Here is a 22675-nt window from a genome sequence, read left to right on the forward strand (position 1 = left end):
ATCCAGCCCGGCCGCATCATTTCAGCCCGTCCGGCGTTTGAGGACGAGGCCGTCAAGGCCGATGGGGGTCCGGGGGCGCAGCCCCCGGGGACGCGAGCCACGACGCACCCGCACCGATCCACCCGCCGAGGCAACCTACGAGTGCCCCAGCTCCGCCGACGCCTCGTCCTCCGCCAGGGAGACGGACCCCGAGTCCGACGCCGGCCGCAGCGGGAACGGATCCACCCGCGTCTCGTCGATCACCGGCGGAGCCACCCGCGGCGGCTTCGGCATCACCGCCGCCTCGGAGTGCCCCCCGCACCCGTAGGCCAGCGACACCACGTGCCCGTCCGCGGGCGAGAACTCGTTGGCGCACACCCCGAAGGCCTGCCCGAGCGAGCCGCCGATCCGGGCCAGGAATCCGCAGCTGACGCAGGACGCGGGGGCCGCCTGGGCCATCGCCGTCTTCGGGCCGTAGCCGTCCTCCCAGCGGTCGGCGGCGACGTGCAGCCCGTACCGGGACAGGACCCGGGTGCGGCGCAGGCCCAGCTCCTCGGCGACCGCCGAGATGGTGCCGCGGGCGGGCACCGTGGACAGCTCGGCGGGCGGCCCGGCGGTCACCTCCGCGTCCTCGGCCTCGACCAGGTCGGCCATTTCGTGGGAGACGGCGGAGTTCGGCGGCGGCTCGTCCTCGCCGGTCCAGCCGGGCTCCAGACGCAGGTCCTCCGCGTCGGTGGGCAGCAGGTCGCCGGGGCCCATGTCGCCGGGCCGCAGCCGCTCGCTCCACGGCACCCACTCGGGGGCGAGCAGCGCGTCGGGGCCGGGCAGCAGCACCGCCTCATCCACCGTGACGATCTTGGCGCGGGAGGCGCGGGCCACGGTCACGGCCCAGCGCCAGCCGCGGTAGCCCATCTCCTTGCAGGCGAAGTAGTGGGTGACGACCCGGTCGCCCTCCGACACCAGGCCCTCGTGCTCGCCGACGACGCCGGGGGCGGCGGCCTCCTCGGCTGCGGCGCGGGCGAGGTCGAGGGCCTCGGCGCACAGGCGGTCAGGGGTGCGGCTTCGCGTTGTCGCTGCGCTCACAGGTATCGCTTCTCTCCATACGCCGTCTCACGAGTGCGCCGCTGCCTGCGAGGGGCGGACGGAGCGGACCTGTGGACCGCGTCGACGTCCGCGCCCGATCGCGCTCGGGCACACCTACGTCATCCATTCTGCGGGATGGCCGTAAGGCGCGCGGCCGAGAACGTTCGCCACGGCGCGCTAGGCACGCTACCTGCTCATGTGCGCTGGGCCTACACCGACGGGAGTTTCGGCGGGGTACGGTCCGGTGTCGGTCCGCTCTTCCCGCCCGGCGCCGGCGGCCGCGTCACCCGACTCGATCACCGCCATCCGTGCCGATGGGACGCTACAGCCCCCGCTCTCGGGGCACTATGACGGGGTGGCAGCCGCACGGACGGAGTTCAAGGGCGGGGGCCGGAGGCGTGGCCCCGGCCCGCGGTTCCGCGCGCTCGGCCGCGCTCTTCGCCTTCCGGTGACCGGGACCGCGCGCGGTATCCGGAAAGCGACGCACGCGCACGGGGCCGGCGAGTCGGGCCTCGGCAAACTGATCGAGCTGCACGGGGTGAACGGCGCCGGCGACGTCATGATCACCGTGGCGCTCGCCTCCACCGTCTTCTTCTCCGTCCCCACCGACGAGGCCCGCGGCCGGGTCGCGCTGTACCTGGCCATCACCATGGCGCCGTTCACGCTGCTCGCGCCGGTGATCGGCCCGCTCCTGGACCGGGTGCCGCACGGGCGCCGCGCCGCGATGGCGTGCGCGATGGCCGCGCGGGCGCTGCTCGCGCTGGTGCTGTCCGGGGCCGTCATCACCGGCAGCATCGAGATGTACCCGGCCGCGCTCGGCGTGCTGGTCGCCTCGAAGGCGTACGGCGTGGTCAGAAGCGCGGTGGTGCCGCGGCTGCTGCCACCCCGGTTCTCCCTGGTCAAGGCGAACTCCCGGGTCACGCTGTGCGGCCTGCTCGCCACCGGCGTCGCCGCGCCGATCGCGGCCGGGCTCCAGCAGGTCGGGCCGCGCTGGCCGCTCTACGGCGCGTTCGTGATCTTCGTGGCGGGCACCGTGCTGTCGTTCACGCTGCCGCACACGGTGGACTCGGCGCGCGGCGAGGCCCGGGCCCTGCTCGCCGCCGACGAGGACCATCTGCACGGTCCGCTGCGCAAGCGGAGCAAGCGGCCGGGGCTGCGCACGGTCGGCCCGGCGGTGACGCACGCGCTGGCCGCCAACGCCGCCATCCGCTGCCTGACCGGCTTCCTGATCTTCTTCCTGGCCTTCCTGCTGCGGGTGCACCCGCTGTCCGGGCAGAGCGCGGCCGTGTCCCTGGGGATCGTGGGCGTCGCGGCCGGGACCGGCAACGCGCTGGGCACGGCGGTCGGGGCGTGGCTGCGGTCCCGGGCGCCGGAGATCATCATCGTGACGGTGGTCGCGATCGTGCTGGGCGCGGCGGTCACGGCCGCGGTGTTCTTCAGTACCGTCCTGGTGGCGTGTCTGGCGGCGGTCGCGGGGTTCGCGCAGGCGCTGGCCAAGCTGTCCCTGGACGCGCTGATCCAGCGGGACGTGCCGGAACTCGTCCGCACCTCGGCGTTCGCCCGCTCGGAGACGCTGCTCCAGGTCTCCTGGGTGCTCGGCGGCGCGGTCGGCATCGTGCTGCCCCTCAACGGCACGCTGGGCCTGTCGGTGGGCGCCGCGATCATCGCCGCCGGGTGGCTGACGACCGTACGGGGGCTCATCGGCTCGGCGCGGCACGGCGGGCCGGCCAGAGCCAGGGTGGCGTGATCACGCCACGCCGTACCCAGGTGGGGGACGGGCCGCGGGCGCCAGATAGCCTTCGCCCATGACCACGTTGCTCCGCGGCACTGCCGCCCTCGGACACGGCGCTGTGCGGCGCCGCCGCGCCGTCGCCGCCGCCGGCGCGGTATCCGCCGGACTGCTCCTGCTGTCCGCCTGTGACAAGCCCACGCCCATGGCCACGGTCACGGTCGGCAGTGACTCGGTCAGCTCCGAGGCCGAATGCGGCGGGCACGGCAAGACCCTGGAGACCGCCGAGATCCAGAAGTGCCTGGAGAACGACGACGTCAAGTCCATCTCGGTCAACGCCGACGACACGGTCCGCTTCGGCGTCGACCCGGAGGTCGCCGACGAGCGCTGGACGATCCTGATGAACGGTCAGCAGCTCACCGACGACACGGACAACACCTACCGGACGGTCCCGGGCAGCGTGTTCTTCAACGCCCAGTACGGCGCCCAGGGCGACTCCACGCTGGTCACCATCAAGGCCGGCGACGGCAAGGACGACAGCGAGGCGGCCACCGGCCTGTGGTCCTTCAAGCTGAAGAAGGACGACTGACCACGTCCGCCACGCGCGTTCTCGTGGCCACCGCGGTCCCCGCCGAACGGGACGCGGTGGCTCGGGCGTTCCCGGAGCCGGCCGCCGAGCTGTCCCGTCCCGGGGTGGTCCTGCACCGCCTCCCGGACGGCGGCCCGGACCTGCTGGCCGCCGGGGTCGGCCCCGCCCTCGCCGCCGCCTCCACCGCCGCCGCCCTGACCGCCGCGGCGCTCGACGGCGCCCCCTACGCCCTGGTCGTCTCGGCCGGCATCGGCGGCGGCTTCCCGCCAAACGCGCCGGTCGGCTCGCTCGTCGTCGCCGACGCGATCACCGCCGCCGACCTGGGCGCCGAGACCGCCGACGGCTTCCTGCCGGTCACCGACCTCGGCTTCGGCACCGTCACCCACCACCCGCCGCCCGCCCTGGTGCGCGCCACCGCCGCCGCGACCGGCGCCCGCCCCGGCACCGTCCTGACCGGGTCCACCGTCACCGGCACCGCCGAACGCGCCGCGCTGCTGCGCGCCCGCCACCCGGACGCGCTGGCCGAGGCGATGGAGGGCTTCGGCGTCGCCGAGGCCGCCGCCGCGCACGGGGTGCCGGTACTGGAACTGCGCGCCGTCTCCAACCCGGTCGGCCCGCGCGACCGTGCGGCCTGGCGCATCGGCGAGGCCCTCGCGGCGCTGACGGACGCCTTCGGGAAGCTCGCACCCGTCCTCAGGAGTTGGAACCCATATGACCGACACGACCGACGCGACCGGTTCGACCGCTGAGACCCTCCGGATCGCCTACTCGCCCTGCCCGAACGACACCTTCGTCTTCGACGCCCTCGCCCACGGCCGGGTGCCGGGCGCGCCCGCCCTCGACGTGACGTTCGCGGACATCGACATCACCAACGGCATGGCCGAACGCGGCGAGTTGGACGTACTGAAGGTGTCGTACGCCGTGCTGCCGTACGTCCTCGACGAGTACGCCCTGCTGCCCTGCGGCGGCGCCCTCGGCCGGGGCTGCGGGCCGCTGGTGCTGACCCGGGAGGCGGACGCGGACCTGCGCGGCCGCACGGTCGCGGTGCCCAGCGAGACGTCGACGGCGTACCTGCTGTTCCGGCTCTGGGCGGCCGACACGGTGCCCGGAGGGGTCGGCGAGATCGTGGTCATGCCGTTCCACGAGATCATGCCGGCCGTGCGGGACGGGAAGGTCGACGCGGGACTCGTGATCCACGAGGCGCGCTTCACGTACCGGAACTACGGGCTGCACAAGCTCGCCGACATGGGCGAGCACTGGGAGCACACCACCGGGCTGCCGATCCCGCTCGGCGCGATCATCGCCCGGCGGTCGCTGGGCGCCGAGACCCTGACCCGGCTGGCCGACGCGGTCCGCGCCTCGGTCCGCGCGGCCTGGGACGACCCGGAGGCCTCCCGGCCCTACGTCATGGAGCACGCCCAGGAGATGGACCCGGCCGTCGCCGACCAGCACATCGGGCTGTACGTCAACGAGTTCACGGCCGACCTCGGCGAGGCCGGCTACGCGGCGGTCCGGGGCCTGCTGACGCGCGCGGCGGCCGAGGGACTGGTGCCGGCCCTCGGCCCGGACGCGCTGGCGTTCCCCTGACGGGCGGGCCCGGTCAGACGTCCAACTGGTCGGCGACGGCGCGGAGCAGGCCGGCGATCTTCTTGCCGGCCGTCTTCTCGGGATAGCGGCCCCGCTCCAGCATCGGGGTGATGTTCTCCAGAAGGGTCGTCAGGTCCTGGACGATGGAGGCCAACTCGTCGGGCTTCTTGCGCTGCGCGGCCGCGACCGACGGGGCCGGGTCCAGCAGGGTCAGGGACAGGGCCTGGTCGCCGCGCTGCCCGGCGACGACGCCGAACTCCACGCGCTGGCCGGGCTTCAGCGCCTCGACTCCGGCGGGGAGGACCGAGGAGTGCACGAAGACGTCACCGCCGTCGTCGCGGGAGAGAAAGCCGAAGCCCTTCTCGCTGTTGAACCACTTGACCTTGCCAGTCGGCAAAGCACACGCTCCCTCGATCAGTCCCGGACGCTTACCGACGCCGGTGAACCACTGCCAGGACACCCTACCGGGGGTCTCTCCACGGGAGCAGGCCTTAAAACTGGCCTGCTCCGCCGGGGAACTACCCTGGTCGAGTGCGTGAACAAACCCAATCGAATTCCGCCGCGCCCGGTGACCGACTGATCCGCGCCGGCGCGATCGTCTTCTTCGTCGGTACGGTGGCCACTCTGGTCACCGTGGCCCCGCTGCTGCTGGGGACGACGCCGTTTCCCACCTACATGTTCGGCCTGAGCATGCTGATGGGCGTGGGCTTCCTGATCGCCGGGGCGGGGGTGTTCCGGTCGATCGCGGCCGGGCGCCGTCAGGCCCGCGCGGCGGCCGCCCCGTCGCCCTCGCCGTCCCCGTAGCCCGCGAGCCACTCCGGGAACTCCGTCAGGTCGGCGAGGACCACGTCCGCGCCGGCCGCGCGCAGTTCCCCGGCACCGCAGGGGCCGCTGGCCACCGCCACGGAGCGGGCGCCCGCGGCCCGGGCTCCGCGGACGTCGCCGACGTGGTCGCCGACGTAGACGTCCGCGCCGTGCTCGCGCAGCGCGACGGCCTTCTGCTCGGCCCACAGGTCGCCGACCACGGCGTCCGGCTCGATGCCGAGGTGCGCCAGGTGCAGCTTGGCGTTGGGCTCGTACTTGGCGGTGACGACGAGCGTCCGCCCGCCGGCCGCGCGTACGGCGGCGACGGCCTCCCGGGCGCCGGGCAGCGCGAGCGTCGGCTCGATCGCGTAGGTCGGGTACATCTCCCGGTAGAGGTCGGCGGTGGCGGCGATCTCCTCGGCCGGGAACCAGTTGGCCAGCTCCTCCACGAGCGGCGGCCCCAGCCGTGTCACGGCCAGGTCGGCGTCGACGTACGTCCCCGTCCGCTCACTCAGCGCCAGGTAGCAGGCCCGGATGCCGGGCCGCGAGTCGATCAGCGTCATGTCGAGATCGAATCCGACGGTGGGGGCGGTACGGGTGGTGAGGGCCATGGCCCCCATTGTGCAGGTCCCCTCGACGGCGCCGACCGGGCCCCTGGCCGGCCGGAGTGGGCCGGCCGCCGGACGGGCCCGCACCGGGTCCGGCAGCCGGCCGGTCACTGAGGCGCCACGCGCCACGCGCCTCGCCGCCAGACCGCCACGCCGCCACGCGACGAGACCGCCAGACCGGCCCGACCGCCGGAAACGACCCGGGACGCCCCACTCCGGCCACGCGAAGAGCACCGCCCCGGGCCACGCGCCTTGCCGCCACGCCGCCAGACCGCCAAGCCGCCAGACCACCAGAAACGACCCGGGACGCCCCACTCCGGCCACGCGAAGGGCACCGCCCCGGGCCACGCGCCTTGCCGCCACGCCGCCAGACCGCCAAGCCGCCAGACCACCAGAAACGACCCGGGACGCCCCACTCCGGCCACGCGAAGGGCACCGCCCCGGCGAGGCGAGCCGCCCGATGCGCCCAGCAGGCGCACCGGGCCCGTGCGATCCACGCGCGGGGACGAGAGGCGTGCCCGGCGCCTTCCTGCGAGGAGCGTTCAGCCGCGTGGGCGGCGGGAGTGCCAGAGCAGGTACAGGGCCGTGGCGACGGCGGCGCCGCGGAGGATCCAGGGCCAGGTCTCGGTGACCGCGTCGTTCATGTGGCCCTCGGCGATCGGGTCGCCCCAGCGGCCCTCCGTGCGGCCCCACAGCCAGACCACACCGGCGGCGGCGACCGTGCCGGGCAGGCCCAGGACCGCCCACTTCGACTGGGCCGCGGTCAGGCGGCGCGAGAGGTAGGCGATCAGCCAGCCCAGGCCGAGGGCGACGAGGTTGCCGAGGACGGCGCCGAGGACCAGGAGCCCGGCGGCGAGCAGGAGCAGCGGGTTGTTCCAGCCGCCCTCGGGCCAGGGGCGGGGCAGGCGGCGCGCCCTGCCCTCCGGGACGGGCTCCACGACCGCCTCCACGGCCGGCTTCGCCTCGGCGGTGGTCTTCTTCCGCGCCTGCTCCTCCGGCTTCGGCGGCGGTTTGAGCAGCTCCGGGATCTCCACCCCGCCGACGAACCCGGGCACGCTGTCGCCCATGGCGCCGAACGGGCCGCCCTCCACCCGCCACCAGTCCGGCTGCGGACCACGGCCGCCGCCTCCCAGCTCCTGCGCGCTCGCCACATGGGGTGGGGAGGCGGCCGGCTGTTCGGCCGGCCGTTCGGGCGGGGGTTCGGGCGCCTTCCGCCGCAGGCCCTTGCGGCGCTCGCCCCTGCGGGGGTCCGTTTCCCGCTGCTCGGGCACCGCGGTCGGCGGCGGCACCGGCGCCGGGCGGACCCCGCTCGTGCCGCCCGCCGCGTCGACGAGGTCGTCGGGGCTGCCGAGCCGGTCCAGGATGCGCCGGACGGCGGCGGGACTGTCCACGGTGGTCCTGGCCCGGTGCCGGTCGATCTCGTTGCGCAGCTCGGAGACCAGCCGCATGCGCGCGGCCGACGGCAGCTGCCGCTGCTGGGCCACGTCGCCGACGCGGCTCAGATACTCGTAGACGACCTGGTCGCTCTCGATCCCCACGGTCCCCTCCGGGGCGGTGTGTTGTGACAGCCCGTCGGACGAAGGTACCGAATCCTTCCGTGGGCGGCGGACACCCCGCGCACGGCACCGGCGCACGCCACCCTCCACCGTCACCCCCACCCGCTAACGTGGACGGGATGAGCACCGAGGAGAAGTCCGCGGCCCCCCGGTCCCTCGCGGAGGCGCTCCGTGTCCGGGACGACGTCTCGCTGGCCGCCCTCCTGCGCAGCCGTCCCGACCTCATCACTCCCGTGCCCACGGACCTGACGCAGCTCGCCACCCGGGCCGGCACCCGGGCCTCGGTCGTGCGGGCGCTGGAGCGTCTCGACCGGTTCGCGCTCCAGACGGCGGAGGCGCTGGCCGTGGCGTCGGACCCGGCGCGGTACGGCGAGCTGCTCGGTCTGATGGCGGGGGACGACGAGGACCCGGCCGTCGCCGCGGCGCTGCCCCGGGCCGTCGCCCTGCTGCGCGAGCAGGCCCTGGTGTGGGGCGCCGACGACCGGCTGCGGCTGGTGCGCACCGCCCGTGAGCTGCTCGCGCCCTCCCCGCAGCACCCGTCCCCCACGGGTCTCGGGCCCACCGTGCGGGAGGCGACCGCCGGGATGTCGCCGGGGCGGATCCAGGAGATCCTGACCACCGCCGGTCTGCCCTCGACCCACGACTCGGTCTCCGCGGTGACCGCGCTCGGCGCCCTGTTCGCCGACCGGCGCCGGATGACGGCCCTCCTGGCCGGGCTGCCCGAGGAGTCGCGGGAGGTGCTGGCCCGGCTGGTGTGGGGACCCCCGTACGGGCAGGTCACCCACGACCCGGCGGCGCACCTGCGCGCGCTCCTCGACCGCGGCCTGCTGCTGCCCACCGCGCCCGGCACGGTCGTCCTGCCCCGCGAGGTCGCCCTGCACCTGCGCGCGGGCCGCGCGCACCGGGCGCCCGAACCGGCCCCGCCCACGGTGGAGGCCGCCGCCACGCACCGTCCACAGGTTGTGGACGCCACCGCGGCCGGGCAGGCCCTCGCGGCGCTGGCGACCGTGGCCGAGCTGCTGAAGGAGTGGGACGAGGGCGGCCCGACGGTGCTGCGGGCCGGCGGGCTGAGCGTGCGCGACCTCAAGCGCACGGCCGTCGCCCTGGACCTGCCCGAGCCGGTCGCCGCCTTCTGGCTGGAACTGGCCTACGCGGCCGGGCTGATCGCCTCCGACGGCGAGGCCGACGAGCGGTACGCGCCGACCCCGGCGTACGACGAGTGGCGGGAGCTGCCGCCCGCCGAGCGCTGGGCGAGCCTCGCGCAGACCTGGCTGACGGCGACCCGGACGCCGGGTGTGGTCGGCGGGCGGGACGCGAAGGACCGGACGCTCTCCGCGCTGGGCCCGAACCTGGACCGTTCGGCGGCGCCGGAGGTACGGCACCGGGTGCTGGCCCTGCTGGCGGGCCTGCCCGAGGGGGCCTCGCCCACCGAGGAGTCGATGCTGGCCCGGCTGCGCTGGGAGCGCCCCCTGCGCGGCCCCGAGCGGGACCGGCGGGAGGACGACCTGCGGACCCGGCTCGCCCGGTGGACGCTGTCCGAGGCCGAGCTGCTGGGCATCACCGGCCGCGGCGCGCTGGCCGCGCCGGGGCGGGCCCTGATCGGGGCGCCCGAGCCGCCGCACCCGGCGAAGGAGCCCGAGGGCCCCGGCGACAAGCTCCCCGTCCACCACCGCACGCCCGCGCCGCCGGCTCCCCCGGCCCCCGGCGAACGGGCCGCCGCCGAGGCGGCCGCGGCCCGGCTGCTGGCGCCGCTGCTGCCGGAGCCGCTGGACCACGTGCTGCTCCAGGCCGATCTGACGGCGGTGGCGCCGGGGCCGCTGGAGCGTCCGCTCGCCGACCTGCTGGGGGTGCTCGCGGACGTGGAGTCCAAGGGCGGGGCGACGGTCTACCGGTTCACGCCGGGGTCGGTGCGCCGTGCGCTGGACGCCGGGCAGACCGCCGCCGACCTGCACACCTTCCTGGCCCGGCACTCCCGCACGCCGGTGCCGCAGCCCCTGACGTACCTGATCGACGACGTGGCCCGGCGGCACGGGCAGCTGCGGGTGGGCGCGGCCTCGGCGTACGTGCGCTGCGACGACGACGCGACGCTGGACGAGATCCTGGCCGACCGGCGGGGCGCAGGCCTGGGCCTGCGCCGCCTCGCGCCGACCGTGCTGGCCGCGCAGGCCGAGCCGGCAGCGCTGCTGGAGGGGCTGCGCGCGATGGGGTTCGCGCCGGCCGCCGAGTCCGCCGCGGGCGATGTGCTGATCGCGCGGGCCGACGCCCGCCGCACCCCGCCGCGGGCGGCGCCGGAGCCGGTCCCCGACGGTCCGCCCGCGCCCGACGACACCCTGCTGGCGGCCGCGATCCGCGCCGTCCGGGCGGGCGACCTGGCCTCCACGGCCCCGCGCAAGCCGGGCCCCGGGGACGGCGAGGGCGGGGCGACGGGCGGCGAGCTGCCCCGCACGGGCGCCGCCGAGACGCTCGCGACCATGCAGGCGGCCGTGCTGACCGGCGAGGCGCTGTGGATCGGCTACGTGAACGCGGAGGGCTCCGCCAGCCAGCGGGTGATCGCCCCGATCCGGGTGGAGGGCGGCTTCGTCACGGCGTACGACCACACGGCGGACGAGGTGCGCACCTATCCGCTGCACCGCGTCACGGGCGTGGCGGAACTGGCCGACGACGCGACGTGACACGCCCTCTTTCGGGCGTACGCGCCGGTTCATGCACGCCACGCCGGGTGATTCGCACCTGAGAGGGAGCTTTTTTCATAAACCGCATCGACCTTTCGGCGCTCGGGCAGCCACGGGGTGTCCTGCACCGAAACCGAAAGGAAGAACCCGATGCGTACTGCCGTTCGCCGAGTCGCCACCGTCCTGGCCTCCACCGCGACCCTGATCGCGGCGTTCGCCGCCGAGGCCGCCGCGGTCGGCATCGACCTCGGTGGAGGCCTCACCCTCTGACCGCCCGCTGATCCGTCACGCCCCCTTCCGGCGGGCCGGGCTCCCAGTCCCCCTGGGCCCGGCCCGCTCCGGATCACCTTCCCCCGCTCCCTCCCCCACCCTCCCCCTCCCCCTCTCCCTCTCCTCCCTCGCTCCGGAAGGCTCCCGATGCGCCCCAAGACCGCCGAACCTCTCCGCTCCACCGCCCGTTCCGCCATCGCCGTCTCCGTGGCCGCCCTGATCACCGCCGCGGCGCTGTTCGGCGCGCTCGCCCCCAAGGCCGCCGCGCTGCCGCTCCCGCTGCCCGCCACCGGCGTGGAAGCGCTGGTCACCGAGGGCGTCACCATCGAGGGGCCGCTGATCAACAACATCGGTCTCAGGTAGCCCGGCGGCGCGATCAGGCACACTGGACGTTTGGCCGATCCGTCGAGTCGCTGTCGGCCGTACGCACGCGAAAGGGTGCCGCCCGTGAATGGTCCGCTGATCGTCCAGTCCGACAAGACCCTGCTCCTGGAAGTCGACCACGAGCGGGCCGGTGACTGCCGTCGGGCCATCGCGCCGTTCGCCGAGCTGGAGCGGGCGCCCGAGCACATCCACACCTACCGGGTGACGCCGCTGGGCCTGTGGAACGCGCGGGCGGCCGGCCACGACGCCGAGCAGGTCGTGGACGCCCTCGTCGAGTACAGCCGCTACCCCGTGCCGCACGCGCTGCTCGTCGACATCGCCGAGACGATGGACCGCTACGGCCGCCTCACCCTCTCCAAGCACCCGGCGCACGGCCTCGTCCTGACGACGACCGACCGGCCGGTGCTGGAGGAGGTCCTGAAGTCGAAGCGGATCGCGCCGCTGGTCGGCACCCGCATCGACCCCGACACGGTGGCCGTGCACCCCTCCGAGCGCGGGCAGATCAAGCAGACGCTGCTCAAGCTCGGCTGGCCCGCCGAGGACCTCGCCGGGTACGTCGACGGCGAGGCGCACCCGATCGAGCTGGCGGAGAACGGCTGGGCGCTGCGGCCGTACCAGAAGCAGGCGGTGGAGAACTTCTGGCACGGCGGCAGCGGTGTCGTCGTCCTCCCCTGCGGTGCGGGCAAGACGCTGGTCGGGGCCGGTGCGATGGCGCAGGCCAGGTCGACGACGCTGATCCTGGTCACGAACACCGTCTCCGCCCGGCAGTGGAAGCACGAGCTGGTCAGGCGCACGTCGCTGACCGAGGAAGAGATCGGCGAGTACAGCGGCACGCGGAAGGAGATCCGGCCGGTCACCATCGCCACGTACCAGGTGCTGACGACCCGGCGGAAGGGCGTCTACCCGCACCTGGAGCTGTTCGACTCCCGGGACTGGGGGCTGATCGTCTACGACGAGGTGCACCTGCTGCCGGCGCCGGTGTTCAAGTTCACCGCCGATCTCCAGGCCCGGCGGCGGCTCGGTCTGACCGCGACCCTCGTCCGCGAGGACGGCCGCGAGTCCGACGTCTTCTCCCTCATCGGACCGAAGCGGTTCGACGCGCCGTGGAAGGAGATCGAGGCGCAGGGCTACATCGCGCCCGCCGACTGCGTCGAGGTCCGGGTCAACCTCACCGACTCCGAGCGGCTGGCGTACGCCACCGCCGAGACGGAGGAGAAGTACCGCTTCTGCGCGACGACCGACACCAAGCGGAAGGTGACGGAGGCGATCGTGCGGCGCTTCGCCGGGCAGCAGATCCTCGTCATCGGCCAGTACATCGACCAGCTCGACGAGCTGGGCGAGCACCTGGGCGCGCCGGTCATCAAGGGCGAGACGTCCAACGCCCAGCGGGAGAAGCTCTTCGACTCCTTCCGGCAGGGCGAGATCAGCGTGCTCGTCGTCTCCAAGGTCGCGAACTTCTCGATCGACCTGCCGGAGGCGACGGTCGCCGTCCAGGTGTCGGGCACCTTCGGTTCCCGGCAGGAGGAGGCGCAGCGGCTCGGCCGGGTGCTGCGTCCGAAGGCCGACGGCCACCAGGCGCACTTCTACTCGGTCGTCGCCCGCGACACCCTCGACCAGGACTTCGCCGCCCACCGCCAGCGCTTCCTGGCGGAACAGGGCTACGCGTACCGGATCATGGACGCGGACGAGGTGCTCGGCGAAGGGGTCTGAGGGGGCTGAGGGTCTGAGGGGGCTGAGAGGGCTGAGGGGGTCTTCCCGCGTCCTGGCGGGCCGGGGTCAGTGACGGCGGACGCCGGCCTCCTCGCCGTACTCGCCGAGGATCACGACGTCGAAGGCGGCGCCCGCGAACACCCGCACGGCGCGCACGGCGTCGCCGAGCCGGTGCCGGTGGCTGCCGGCCACGGGCGTGGCACCGGACGCACGGACCGGTGCCGGGGCGGGGTACATGGTTGCTGCGCTCATGTCTCCATGGTGCGACCGTCCGGCCCCGACCGGCATCGGTCTCCGGACCGAACCCGCTCCGCCCCCGCGTACACCTCCCGGGGGACGGGTGCCCCTCAGGTCGGAGGGCCCGTCCCCTAGGGGTCGAGCGGGATGACACCAGGGGAGCGAGCGGGGGATGACGCCGGCGGGTGAAAAAGCGTTGGCCCGCCCGCCGCCTCCTCCCCTAAAATCTCCGCTCTTGCCCGCCTCCCTCACGGAGTGCCGTCGTCCGGTTGGAAACCGGACGGCTTCCCGCGCGCGCCCGCGCCCACCGCACCGCAGGTCACCCGGAGGCACCGCCTTGTCCACGCCCGTCCACGACGACCCCGCGCCCGATCCTCTCTCCCGCGAGCGCGCCCACCTGGCCGCCTCGCGCTCCGCCCTGCGCGCCATGCGCGAGGACGTGGAGTCCCTCGACATCTCCGACGTGACGGCGAACTGGGTCAACGCCGCTGTCCTGGAGAGCCAGATCGAGGACCGCATCAAGGCGCTGGCCGACCTCAGCGAGACCCCGCTGTTCTTCGGCCGGCTCGACTACCTGCACGCTCCCGGTGCCGAGCAGGCCGAGGGCGCCGAGGGCGAGCGCTTCTACGTCGGGCGCCGGCACGTGCACGACGCGGACGGCGACCCCATGGTGATCGACTGGCGGGCGCCGGTCTCGCAGCCGTTCTACCGGGCGTCGAAGAAGGACCCGCTGGACGTCTCGCTGCGCCGCCGCTTCGGCTACACCGGCGGGGACCTCACGGCGTACGAGGACGAGCACCTGTCCGACCCGGCCGAGGCGGCGACCACCAGCAAGCTGCTCCAGCGGGAGATCGAGCGGCCGCGTGTCGGGCCGATGCGGGACATCGTCGCGACGATCCAGCCCGAGCAGGACGAGATCGTGCGCGCCGGGCTGACCGGCTCGGTCTGCGTGCAGGGCGGCCCCGGCACCGGCAAGACCGCCGTCGGCCTGCACCGGGTCGCCTACCTGCTGTACGCCCACCGCGAGCGCCTGGCCCGCACCGGCACACTGGTCATCGGGCCGAACCGGTCCTTCCTGCACTACATCGAGCAGGTGCTCCCGGCCCTCGGCGAGCTGACGGTCCGCCAGGCCACCGTGGAGGACCTGGTCGGTCACGTCGAGGTGCGCGGTGCGGACGAGGCGGCGACGGCGGTGGTCAAGGGCGACGCGCGGATGGCGGAGGTGCTGCGTCGGGCCCTCTACTCGCATGTCTCCCCGCCCGCCGAGGGGATCGTCGTGGTGCGCGGCTCACGGCGCTGGCGGGTGGCGGCGTACGAGCTGGAGGAGATCGTCCGCGAACTGCTCGCCCGCGACATCCGCTACGGCGCCGCCCGCGAGGCGCTGCCGCAGCGCGTCGCGCACGCCGTGCTGGTGCAGATGGAGCGGGCGGGCGAGGCGCCGGACGACCGGGTGCAGAACGCGGTGGCGCGCAACGCGGCCGTGAAGGCACTGGTGAAGTCGGTCTGGCCGCCGGTCGACCCGGCCAAGCTGGTCCTGCGGCTCCTCTCCGACGCGGACTTCCTCGCCGAGCACGCCGCGGGGGTCCTCTCCGAGGACGAGCGGAAGGCGGTGCTGTGGGTGAAGCCGGCCCGCTCGGTGAAGTCCGCCAAGTGGTCGCCCGCGGACGCCGTGCTGATCGACGAGGCGACCGACCTGGTCGAGCGCACCCACTCGCTCGGGCACGTGGTCCTCGACGAGGCGCAGGACCTCTCCCCGATGCAGTACCGCGCGGTGGGCCGGCGCTGCACCACCGGCTCGGCGACCGTCCTCGGCGACCTGGCGCAGGGCACCACGCCGTGGGCGACGCGGAGCTGGGCCGAGGCGCTGGGGCACCTGGGCAAGGGCGGGGCCGTGGTGGAGGAGCTGACGGCCGGTTTCCGCGTGCCGACGGACGTCATCGCGTACGCGTCCCGGCTGCTGCCGCACATCGCGCCGGGCCTGACGCCGGTCGCGTCGATCCGCGAGAGCCCGGGCTTCTTCGAGGTCCGCAGGACGCCCGCGGAGGGGACGGCCGGGGTGCTGGCGGCCTGCGGCGAGCTGCTGGCGCGTGAGGGCTCCGTCGGCCTGATCGCGGCGGACGCGCACGTGCCGGAGCTGGCGGCGGCGCTCGGCGCTGCGGGCGTCGGCTACGTCGGGCCGGGCGAGGAGACCACGCACGCCACCCGCCTGACCCTGGTCCCGGCCTCGCTGGCCAAGGGCCTGGAGTACGACTACGTGGTGCTGGACGAGCCGCGGGCCGTGGTGGACGGCGAGCCGGACGAGCGGACGGGGCTGCGGCGGCTGTACGTGGCGCTGACGCGCGCGGTGTCGGGACTGATCGTGACCCACGCGACGGAGTTGCCGCCGCAGTTGGCCTCGTCCTAGCTGCGGGCAGTCGTGCCTCCCCCAGTGCCTGAACGGCCTGGGAGGTTCCCCCAGGGGCGGCACGGGTGGGCGATGGGGGTCCCCCCGCTCGAGCGAAGCCGAGAGTGGGGGAGGCACCCCGCAGCGCCGGGCTGCGCCACCCACCCCCGCCTGCGCCAACGCGGGTTCATCACTCGATCGGCGTTCAGCCCCCCAACACCCGCCGCCACTCCGCGACCGCCTCCGCCGACACCGGCCCCGCCCACCCGGAGGGCCGCGCCGCCCCGCCGATGTGGAAGGCGTCGATCCCCGCCGCGAGCAGCCCCGGCACGTGGTCGAGGCGCAGGCCGCCGCCGACGAGGAGCTGCTGCTCGTAGCCCGGCTCGCCCCGCCGCCGCGCCTCGGCGAGCAGGACGGTCATGCCCTCGTCCACGCCCCCGGCCGCGCCTGCCGTGAGGTAGGTGTCAAGGCCCGGGAAGTCCCCGAGCTGCTTGCGCAGGGCGTCGCGGTTCGCGGCGCGGTCGATCGCCCGGTGGAAGGTCCACCGGCACCCGTGCAGCACCCCCGCGATCCGCTCCACCGCGTGGAGGTCCACGTCCCCGTCCGGGTCGAGGAACCCGAGCACGAACTCCGTCGCCCCGGCCTCCCGCATCCGGCCGGCGAGCCGCGTCAGCCGTTCGACGTCCCCGGCGGCGAATCCGTCCGCGAGGCGCAGCATCACCCGCAGGTCGATGTCGACGGCGGCGCGGATCGCGGCGACGGTCTCGGCCGACGGGGTGAGTCCGTCGGCCGCCATGTCGGTGACCAGTTCGAGGCGATCCGCGCCTCCGGCCTGGGCGGCGACCGCGTCCTCGACGTCGAGGGCGATCACCTCCAGGACTGCACGCTTGCTCATGGGACCCCATTCGTCGGCCTGCTACAGGTCTAGTCCAATCCAAGACTACGCCCAGACGGCAGGCCGGGGCGCCCCCTCAGTCGCCGAAGAGATTCAGCTCCGCCGCCTCCACCCCGGCCAGCTCGTATCCGGCGGGGTCGCCCGGCGGCCGGCCGGCGTACAGCCGTACGAGGGTGGCGGCGTCGCCGATGAACCGGCCCGGGGGCCGCTCACCGCTCACCGCGCCGAGTTTCAGGGGCTCGTCCACGTCGTCGAGGTCGGCGTGGAGCGGCACGTGGCCGCGGTCGCGGGTGAGGGTGGCGAGCAGCGCGAGGGCGGCGGGCAGGGCGGGCCCGGCGTACGCGCCCGGCTCGCCCAGGGCCGCCCGCACGTCACCCGCGTGCACCCACTCCCCCAGCGCGATCCCGTCCAGCTTGCCGCCCGCGCCGCCGATCACCGGACCGGCCTCGGTCATGCCGCGCTCCAGCTCGTCCACGACGCGGGCGTTGCTCCAGTCCGCGCGTTCGGCGATGTCGCGGTCGTTGGACTCGGGGGAGAAGACGCCGTCCTCGAAGCGGCTCTCCACCACCCGGATGAGGGCGCTGGAGCAGTGCGCCAGCACGTCGCGCACGGTCCAGCCCGGACACGCGGCCACGGGCAGCGCGAAGTCGGCGTCCGCCCGCGCCCGCAGCAGGGGCACCAGTGCGTCCCGCTCGGTGGTGAGCAGCCGGCCGGGCAGCTCGGGGTCGCGTACGTCGTTCACGTCGGCAGGAGTCGTCATGGACCCCACGTTAGGGCCGGGCGGGGGCCGCGGTCAGCGTCCCGTCAGGTCGTCGACCTCGGCGGCGAAGAGCAGGGCGGGGTCGAAGCCCATGCCGGTGAAGTGTCCGGCGAGTTCGAGGGAGAGGGCGCCGTGCACGCGGGTCCAGAAGGCGAGGGCCCGGTGCAGGGCCGCGGCGGGGGCCGGGTGGCCGCCGGCCCACTGCCGGTGGCCGTCGAGGTGCGCGTCGAAGTCGGTGGCGGGGCCGTCCGACGGCAGCGCGGCGCAGGCGTCGAGGATGACCGCCATGGTCTCGGCGGCGATCCCGGTGATGTCGTCGGGGGCGTGGTAGCCGGGGACGGGGGTGCCGAAGACGAGGAAGTAGCGCTGGGGGTCGGCGAGGGCCCACGCGCGCAGGACGTGCGCCAGTCCGGCGAGGTCGGCGCCGGAGTCGGCGGCCGCCTTGAAGCCGTCGGCAAGGCTGCGGTAGGCGTCCCGGACCAGTTCGGTGATCAGCTCGTCGCGCCCGGCGAAGTACCGGTAGAGCGCGGGTCCGCTCATGCCCATCCGCTTGGCGATCGCGTTGAGCGAGAGCGCGGAGGCGCCCGCCGTGGCGATCTGCTCCCACGCGTGTTCCTTGATCTCCGCGCGCACCTGGGTGCGGTAGCGCTCGCGCGGGGTCCCGGTGCGCGCCTCGGGCATGGTCCGCCGCCTCTCCTCTTCCACGTCGCTGCCACGTCGCTTCGTCGCCGCTTCATCGTCAAGATGGAGTGAGAGGTTATCACCGGAGCTACCGCCGGAAGCTGGAAGAATGGCCGCATGGCCGACCTCGACGCCCTGCGCTCCCGCTTCGCCCGTGCCCTGGAGCAAGCCGCCGCCCCCGGTTCCGGCCCCGACCCGGCGCCGTACGCCGACCGCCTGCTCGCCCGATGGCAGGAGCCGCACCGGCGGTACCACACGCTCGCGCACCTGACCGCCGTACTGGACCACGTCGACGTACTGGCCGGGCACGCCGACGACTTGGCCGCCGTCCGGCTCGCCGCCTGGTTCCACGACGCGGTCTACCTCCCCGAGCGCTCCGAGAACGAGGAGCGCTCGGCCCGGCTCGCCGAGCGCGCCCTGGCCGAGGCCGGGGTCCCGGCGGAGCGCACCGCCGAGGTGGCCCGGCTGGTCCGCCTCACCGTCACCCACGCCCCGGCCGGCGACGACCGCGACGGACAGGTGCTGTGCGACGCGGACCTGGCGGTCCTCGCCTCGCCGCCGTCGGCGTACGCGGCCTACACGGCCGCCGTGCGCGAGGAGTACCACTTCGTGCCGAACGACGCCTTCCGCGAGGGCCGGGCCGCGGTCCTGCGACAGCTGCTCGGCCTGCCCCGGCTGTTCCACACCCCGCACGGCCGCCGGGAGTGGGAGGCGACCGCCCGCCACAACATCACCGGCGAGCTGGAAATGCTGTCGCTCGGAGACACCCCGGACGCTTAGCCTGCCCGGCATGCGGACCATGGGTGGGGAACAGGTGGAGGAAGCCGTCGCGAGCGCCGTCGCGCTGCTGCGGACGGCGGTCGACCGGGACTGGGAGACGGCGCGGGCGGGCCGGCTGGAGTGGAGCTGCCGGTACACGGCGGAGCACGTCGCGAGCGATCTCATCGCCTACGCGGGGCAGTTGGCCGGACGCGCCACCACGGCCTACGTCCCCTTCGAGATCACCCTCGACGAGGGCACCGACAACGAGGGCGTGCTCCATGTGATCGAGACGACCTGCGCGCTGCTCGCCGCGACCCTGCGCACCACCCCGCGCGAGGTCCGCGCCTTCCACCCGTACCCCTACCGCAGCGCGAACCGCGAGGGCTTCGCCGCGATGGGGATCGCCGAGGTGCTCCTGCACACGCACGACATCGCCGAAGGGCTCGGACTGACCTACGAGCCGCCGGGCGGGCTGTGCGCGGGGGTCCTCGCCCGGCTCTTCCCGCACGTCCGGCCCGGCACCGACCCCTGGAGCACCCTGCTGTGGGCCACCGGCCGCGGCGACCTGCCCGATCGTGCCCCGGTCACCGAGTGGCGCTGGCGCAACAACCTGGTGATCCCCACCGAACGGCTCACCCTCCAGGGCGTCACACCGGCCGCCGCCACCGACCTCGCCGCGGGCGGCGACGGCGGGTTCGAGTGGGTCGGCGACGGGCCCTTGCAGGGCACCCGGGTCGCCGCCGGGCTGCTGCTCAAGGCGTACGAGGCGGGCGTGCACCGGCCGGAGTGGGGTGTCTTCGTGCTCGTGCGCACGGAGGACGGGCGCGCGGTCGGCGGTATGGGCTTCCACGGGCCGCCGGACGAGGACGGGCGGGTGGAGGTCGGCTACGACCTCGCCGAGGCGGGCCGCGGCCACGGCTACGCCACCGAGGCGCTGCGCGCGCTGTCCGCGTGGGCGCTGGCACGGGAGGAGGTGACGTCGGTGTTCGCGACGACCGAGCCCGCCAACGTCGCCTCCCAGGCAGTGATCACCCGCGCCGGCTTCACCCGGATCGCCGGCGACGAGAGCGACGAGGGGCAACTCGCCTACGAGCTGCGCGGCTGACCCGCGGAACCTGCCCCGGCTCCGGAACCCGTTCCCGAGCCCTTGCGGCGCCGCAGCCCCGCCCCGTGCAGCAGCCGCACCACCTCACGGCTGCTGACCTCCAGCGCACCGGCGGACACCGCGTCGGCGTACCGCTGGGCGGGGACGTCGTAGTGGTCGCGTTCGAAGGCGCGGCGCGGCACGCCCAGCGTCGCGGCGAACGCGTGCAGCTCGGCGTAGGAGACGTCGCTGACCAGGTGCGACCACATGCGGCCGTGGCCCGGCCAGGTCGGCGGGTCGATGTAGACGGTCACGAGTACGTCCTCACAGGTACGCCCTCACCGGGCCGGGCCGCCGGCGGCGGCACCGCCCAGCGAACCGACCGCGGCGACCTTCACGCCCGCCTTGCCGCACACCCAGTGCGGGTCGGGACCCAGTTCCGGCTCGACGTCCAGCGCGTGCGGGTCGCCGGAGCCGCAGACCGGGCAGAGCGGCCAGCGGCCGTACCGCTCCAGCAGGGCGTCCTGCACGTCCTGCGCGACCAGCCCGGCCACGAACTCCGCGCCCTCGGGCCACTGCTCGACCCACCAACGCCGTTGTACGACGGACTCCTCGACCAGCGACACGACGTCCGGCTCGGCGACCTCGCCCGCCACGAGATCGGCGAGTACGAGGGCGCGCGCGGCGTGCAGCACCTGCTCCAGGGGGCTGATGGGGTCCATGCACCCATTGTGCGCACTCTTGACCCGCGGACCGAAACGAAAATATCTTTCATGAGTGACCGATGAAGTGAAGGAAACTTTCGCGAATGCCTCCGGGGGCCGTCGCGCCACCGGCGGCGGGACCGCGCCGCCCGCGCCCGCCGCCCTCGCGGCCAAGGTGCGCACGCTGGCGCCGTCGATGACCCGCTCCATGCAGCGGGTCGCTGAGGCCGTCGCCGGCGACCCGGCCGGTTGCGCCGCCCTCACGGTCACCGGTCTCGCCGAGCTGACCGGCACCAGCGAGGCCACCGTCGTACGCACCGCCCGGCTGCTCGGCTACCCCGGCTACCGCGATCTGCGCCTCGCACTGGCCGGGCTCGCCGCCCAGCAGCAGTCCGGCCGCGCGCCCGCCATCACGACGGACATCGCGGTGGACGACCCGATCGCCGACGTCGTCGCCAAGCTGGCCTACGACGAGCAGCAGACCCTCGCCGACACCGCCGCCGGGCTGGACACCGGCCAGCTCGGCGCGGCCGTCGCCGCGCTGGCGGCCGCCCGCCGCACCGACGTGTACGGCATCGGCGCCTCCGGCCTGGTCGCCCAGGATCTCACCCAGAAACTCCTGCGCATAGGGCTGATAGCCCACGCCCACAACGACCCGCACCTCGCCGTGACCAACGCGGTGCAGCTGCGCACCGGGGACGTCGCCCTCGCGATCACCCACTCCGGGTCGACCGGGGACGTCATCGAACCGCTGCGGGCCGCCTTCGAACGCGGCGCGACGACCGTCGCCATCACCGGCCGCCCCGACAGCCCCGTCACGCAGTACGCCGACCACGTGCTGACCACGTCCACGTCGCGGGAGAGTGAGCTGCGGCCGGCGGCGATGTCCTCACGGACGAGTCAGCTGCTGGTGGTGGACTGTCTGTTCGTGGGGGTGGCGCAGCGGACGTATGAGGCGGCGGCGCCGGCTTTGGCGGCGTCCTATGAAGCGCTGGCCCATCGGCATGGGGGGTCCCGCGGGAGACCGTAGACGGTATTCGCCATGCGCGGCTGCGGGCCCGTCGTGGCTGGTCGCGCCCACGCGGCGGAGCCGCACATCGATACAGTCCCGCGCCCCTGGGGCAATACAGAGACCGACCTTGGAAAGAGCCGTTTCCTGATGACTGCAACCCCCCATCACCCCGATCTCCGTTCCCAGTTGGAGACCCTCGCCACCGAGGCGTTCCGGCCCGAGCTGGCCGAGATCGATCGGCTGTCCACCCTCGACATCGCCCGGACGATGAACGGTGAGGACGCCGGCGTCGCCGCCGCCGTCGCCGCGCGGCTGCCGGAGATCGCCGGTGCCATCGACGCCGTGGCCGCCCGGATGGCGCGCGGCGGGCGGCTGGTCTACGCGGGCGCCGGGACCGCCGGGCGGCTCGGGGTGCTGGACGCCTCGGAGTGCCCGCCCACCTTCAACACCGCCCCGGGGCAGGTCGTCGGCCTGATCGCGGGCGGCCCGGACGCCATGGTCACCTCCATCGAGGGCGCCGAGGACTCGCCCGACCTGGCCCGTGCCGACCTGGAGGCGCTCGGGCTCACTGCCGACGACGCGGTGGTCGGCGTCTCCGCCTCCGGCCGCACCCCGTACGCCGTCGGCGCCGTCGAGCACGCCCGCGCGGCCGGCGCGCTGACCGTGGGGCTGGCCTGCAACGAGGGCAGCGCCCTGGCCGCCGCCGCCGAGCACGGCATCGAGGTCGTCACCGGGCCCGAGCTGATCACCGGATCGACCCGCCTGAAGGCCGGCACGGCGCAGAAGCTCGTCCTCAACATGCTGTCGACGATCACCATGGTCCGGCTCGGCAAGACGTACGGGAACCTAATGGTGGACGTGCGCGCGTCCAACGAGAAGCTGCGCGCCCGCTCACGCCGGATCGTCGCGCTCGCCACCGGCGCCGCCGACGCCGACATCGAGCGCGCGCTGACGGCCACCGACGGCGAGGTCAAGCACGCGATCCTGGTCCTCCTCGCCGACGTGGACGGCCCGGCCGCGGCCCGCCTCCTGGCGGACTCCGACGGCCACCTGCGGGCAGCGCTGGCGGCGGCGGACGGCTGACCCGCGCGACGGCGTCCGGCGGTCCGGGCGGCGGAGGGGTGCCGGGAGGGGTGCCGGGAGGGGTGCCGCTCCCGCCGCGTGGCCGTCCGCCCCGAAGCCCGAC

23 protein-coding genes are annotated in these 22675 nt (G+C 74.8%); 13 read left to right on the forward strand and 10 right to left on the reverse strand.

Annotation, left to right across the window (positions count from 1 at the left end; all coding sequences use genetic code 11):
- Positions 1-135: 135 nt before the first annotated feature.
- Positions 136-1062 carry a DUF3027 domain-containing protein gene (locus ACFW01_RS05245; protein ID WP_234957091.1) on the reverse strand — a complete coding sequence of 309 codons (927 nt, stop codon included), beginning with the start codon at positions 1060-1062 and terminating at the stop codon, positions 136-138.
- 355 nt (positions 1063-1417) lie between these two features.
- Here ACFW01_RS05245 and ACFW01_RS05250 point away from each other — a divergent pair, with 355 nt between their 5' ends.
- From ACFW01_RS05250 to ACFW01_RS05265, 4 genes are read left to right on the forward strand one after another with little or no spacing between them, the layout of a single operon-like run.
- Complete coding sequence (locus ACFW01_RS05250; RefSeq protein WP_234957090.1) at positions 1418-2809, forward strand: MFS transporter; 1392 nt, start codon at positions 1418-1420, stop codon at positions 2807-2809.
- Positions 2810-2867: 58 nt separating this feature from the next.
- Entirely contained in the window at positions 2868-3380 is a 513-nt protein-coding gene (locus ACFW01_RS05255; protein WP_234957089.1) for a DUF2771 domain-containing protein, read from the forward strand.
- Positions 3381-3403: 23 nt separating this feature from the next.
- Complete coding sequence (locus tag ACFW01_RS05260) at positions 3404-4129, forward strand: futalosine hydrolase (protein ID WP_234957088.1); 726 nt, start codon at positions 3404-3406, stop codon at positions 4127-4129.
- The gene (locus tag ACFW01_RS05265; protein ID WP_234957087.1) at positions 4092-4967 is read left to right on the forward strand and encodes a 1,4-dihydroxy-6-naphthoate synthase; all 876 of its coding nucleotides are present in this window, start codon (positions 4092-4094) and stop codon (positions 4965-4967) included. Before ACFW01_RS05260 ends, ACFW01_RS05265 begins: the two co-directional genes overlap by 38 nt.
- A 13-nt stretch (positions 4968-4980) precedes the next feature.
- Here ACFW01_RS05265 and ACFW01_RS05270 read toward each other — a convergent pair whose 3' ends face one another.
- Positions 4981-5364 (reverse strand): cold-shock protein, encoded by a 384-nt coding sequence (locus ACFW01_RS05270; RefSeq protein ID WP_053132946.1) that lies wholly within the window; start codon positions 5362-5364, stop codon positions 4981-4983.
- A 134-nt stretch (positions 5365-5498) separates the two neighbouring features.
- On the opposite strand from ACFW01_RS05270, the gene ACFW01_RS05275 reads away from it, so the two are divergent.
- Positions 5499-5771: a hypothetical protein gene (locus ACFW01_RS05275; RefSeq protein WP_125495502.1), complete on the forward strand. Its 273-nt coding sequence runs from the start codon at positions 5499-5501 to the stop codon at positions 5769-5771.
- Here the strand turns inward: ACFW01_RS05275 and ACFW01_RS05280 are convergent.
- Positions 5726-6382 carry a haloacid dehalogenase-like hydrolase gene (locus ACFW01_RS05280; protein WP_234957086.1) on the reverse strand — a complete coding sequence of 219 codons (657 nt, stop codon included), beginning with the start codon at positions 6380-6382 and terminating at the stop codon, positions 5726-5728. The two genes, ACFW01_RS05275 and ACFW01_RS05280, sit on opposite strands and share 46 nt — an antisense overlap.
- Positions 6383-6921: 539 nt before the next feature.
- The gene (locus tag ACFW01_RS05285) at positions 6922-7917 is read right to left on the reverse strand and encodes a hypothetical protein (protein WP_234957085.1); all 996 of its coding nucleotides are present in this window, start codon (positions 7915-7917) and stop codon (positions 6922-6924) included.
- 137 nt (positions 7918-8054) lie between these two features.
- Here ACFW01_RS05285 and ACFW01_RS05290 point away from each other — a divergent pair, with 137 nt between their 5' ends.
- The 3 genes from ACFW01_RS05290 to ACFW01_RS05300 all read left to right on the forward strand — a co-directional run bounded on the left by ACFW01_RS05290 (position 8055) and on the right by ACFW01_RS05300 (position 12971).
- The gene (locus ACFW01_RS05290) at positions 8055-10607 is read left to right on the forward strand and encodes a helicase-associated domain-containing protein (RefSeq protein WP_234957084.1); all 2553 of its coding nucleotides are present in this window, start codon (positions 8055-8057) and stop codon (positions 10605-10607) included.
- A gap of 417 nt (positions 10608-11024) precedes the next feature.
- Positions 11025-11240, forward strand: a complete 216-nt coding sequence (locus ACFW01_RS05295; protein WP_384502422.1) for a hypothetical protein — start codon at positions 11025-11027, stop codon at positions 11238-11240.
- Between the two features lie 84 nt (positions 11241-11324).
- Positions 11325-12971: a DNA repair helicase XPB gene (locus ACFW01_RS05300; RefSeq protein ID WP_384502423.1), complete on the forward strand. Its 1647-nt coding sequence runs from the start codon at positions 11325-11327 to the stop codon at positions 12969-12971.
- A 66-nt stretch (positions 12972-13037) separates the two neighbouring features.
- On the opposite strand, the gene ACFW01_RS05305 is transcribed toward ACFW01_RS05300, so the two are convergent.
- Positions 13038-13223: a hypothetical protein gene (locus tag ACFW01_RS05305; RefSeq protein ID WP_234957081.1), complete on the reverse strand. Its 186-nt coding sequence runs from the start codon at positions 13221-13223 to the stop codon at positions 13038-13040.
- A gap of 322 nt (positions 13224-13545) precedes the next feature.
- Between ACFW01_RS05305 and ACFW01_RS05310 the strand changes: the two genes are divergently transcribed.
- Entirely contained in the window at positions 13546-15612 is a 2067-nt protein-coding gene (locus ACFW01_RS05310) for a HelD family protein (RefSeq protein WP_384502424.1), read from the forward strand.
- Positions 15613-15796: 184 nt separating this feature from the next.
- Here the strand turns inward: ACFW01_RS05310 and ACFW01_RS05315 are convergent, their stop codons facing one another.
- From ACFW01_RS05315 to ACFW01_RS05325, 3 genes are all read right to left on the reverse strand, one after another.
- Positions 15797-16486 (reverse strand): copper homeostasis protein CutC, encoded by a 690-nt coding sequence (locus tag ACFW01_RS05315; protein WP_234957079.1) that lies wholly within the window; start codon positions 16484-16486, stop codon positions 15797-15799.
- Positions 16487-16562: 76 nt separating this feature from the next.
- Positions 16563-17246, reverse strand: a complete 684-nt coding sequence (locus ACFW01_RS05320) for a maleylpyruvate isomerase family mycothiol-dependent enzyme (RefSeq protein ID WP_234957078.1) — start codon at positions 17244-17246, stop codon at positions 16563-16565.
- 33 nt (positions 17247-17279) lie between these two features.
- Positions 17280-17927 carry a TetR/AcrR family transcriptional regulator gene (locus ACFW01_RS05325; protein ID WP_234957077.1) on the reverse strand — a complete coding sequence of 216 codons (648 nt, stop codon included), beginning with the start codon at positions 17925-17927 and terminating at the stop codon, positions 17280-17282.
- 117 nt (positions 17928-18044) lie between these two features.
- On the opposite strand from ACFW01_RS05325, the gene ACFW01_RS05330 reads away from it, so the two are divergent.
- Together ACFW01_RS05330 and ACFW01_RS05335 are read left to right on the forward strand one after the other, a co-directional pair.
- Complete coding sequence (locus ACFW01_RS05330) at positions 18045-18707, forward strand: hypothetical protein (RefSeq protein ID WP_384502425.1); 663 nt, start codon at positions 18045-18047, stop codon at positions 18705-18707.
- 10 nt (positions 18708-18717) lie between these two features.
- The gene (locus ACFW01_RS05335) at positions 18718-19794 is read left to right on the forward strand and encodes a GNAT family N-acetyltransferase (RefSeq protein ID WP_384502426.1); all 1077 of its coding nucleotides are present in this window, start codon (positions 18718-18720) and stop codon (positions 19792-19794) included.
- On the opposite strand, the gene ACFW01_RS05340 is transcribed toward ACFW01_RS05335, so the two are convergent.
- The gene (locus tag ACFW01_RS05340; protein WP_234957074.1) at positions 19776-20087 is read right to left on the reverse strand and encodes a DUF4031 domain-containing protein; all 312 of its coding nucleotides are present in this window, start codon (positions 20085-20087) and stop codon (positions 19776-19778) included. The two genes, ACFW01_RS05335 and ACFW01_RS05340, sit on opposite strands and share 19 nt — an antisense overlap.
- A gap of 24 nt (positions 20088-20111) precedes the next feature.
- Positions 20112-20495, reverse strand: coding sequence for a hypothetical protein (locus tag ACFW01_RS05345; RefSeq protein WP_234957073.1), 384 nt, complete (start codon positions 20493-20495; stop codon positions 20112-20114).
- Between the two features lie 67 nt (positions 20496-20562).
- On the opposite strand from ACFW01_RS05345, the gene ACFW01_RS05350 reads away from it, so the two are divergent.
- Together ACFW01_RS05350 and murQ are read left to right on the forward strand one after the other, a co-directional pair.
- On the forward strand, positions 20563-21507 hold the full coding sequence (locus ACFW01_RS05350) for a MurR/RpiR family transcriptional regulator (RefSeq protein WP_234957303.1): 945 nt from the start codon (positions 20563-20565) through the stop codon (positions 21505-21507).
- Between the two features lie 129 nt (positions 21508-21636).
- Positions 21637-22572, forward strand: coding sequence for an N-acetylmuramic acid 6-phosphate etherase (gene murQ, locus ACFW01_RS05355; RefSeq protein ID WP_384502427.1), 936 nt, complete (start codon positions 21637-21639; stop codon positions 22570-22572).
- Positions 22573-22675: the final 103 nt, after the last annotated feature.

This window comes from Streptomyces sp. NPDC058985 (genome assembly GCF_042740985.1).
Classification (GTDB): domain Bacteria; phylum Actinomycetota; class Actinomycetes; order Streptomycetales; family Streptomycetaceae; genus Streptomyces.

Excerpts from the sequence above, each read along its gene's own strand:
- ACFW01_RS05255 (WP_234957089.1), top strand. The coding sequence starts at position 2,868 with ATGACCACGTTGCTCCGCGGCACTGCCGCCCTCGGACACGGCGCTGTG.
- ACFW01_RS05265 (WP_234957087.1), top strand. The coding sequence starts at position 4,092 with ATGACCGACACGACCGACGCGACCGGTTCGACCGCTGAGACCCTCCGG.
- ACFW01_RS05280 (WP_234957086.1), bottom strand. The coding sequence starts at position 6,382 with ATGGCCCTCACCACCCGTACCGCCCCCACCGTCGGATTCGATCTCGAC.
- ACFW01_RS05290 (WP_234957084.1), top strand. The coding sequence starts at position 8,055 with ATGAGCACCGAGGAGAAGTCCGCGGCCCCCCGGTCCCTCGCGGAGGCG.
- ACFW01_RS05295 (WP_384502422.1), top strand. The coding sequence starts at position 11,025 with ATGCGCCCCAAGACCGCCGAACCTCTCCGCTCCACCGCCCGTTCCGCC.
- ACFW01_RS05305 (WP_234957081.1), bottom strand. The coding sequence starts at position 13,223 with ATGAGCGCAGCAACCATGTACCCCGCCCCGGCACCGGTCCGTGCGTCC.
- ACFW01_RS05315 (WP_234957079.1), bottom strand. The coding sequence starts at position 16,486 with ATGAGCAAGCGTGCAGTCCTGGAGGTGATCGCCCTCGACGTCGAGGAC.
- ACFW01_RS05320 (WP_234957078.1), bottom strand. The coding sequence starts at position 17,246 with ATGACGACTCCTGCCGACGTGAACGACGTACGCGACCCCGAGCTGCCC.
- ACFW01_RS05325 (WP_234957077.1), bottom strand. The coding sequence starts at position 17,927 with ATGCCCGAGGCGCGCACCGGGACCCCGCGCGAGCGCTACCGCACCCAG.
- ACFW01_RS05330 (WP_384502425.1), top strand. The coding sequence starts at position 18,045 with ATGGCCGACCTCGACGCCCTGCGCTCCCGCTTCGCCCGTGCCCTGGAG.
- ACFW01_RS05335 (WP_384502426.1), top strand. The coding sequence starts at position 18,718 with ATGCGGACCATGGGTGGGGAACAGGTGGAGGAAGCCGTCGCGAGCGCC.
- ACFW01_RS05345 (WP_234957073.1), bottom strand. The coding sequence starts at position 20,495 with ATGGACCCCATCAGCCCCCTGGAGCAGGTGCTGCACGCCGCGCGCGCC.
- murQ (WP_384502427.1), top strand. The coding sequence starts at position 21,637 with ATGACTGCAACCCCCCATCACCCCGATCTCCGTTCCCAGTTGGAGACC.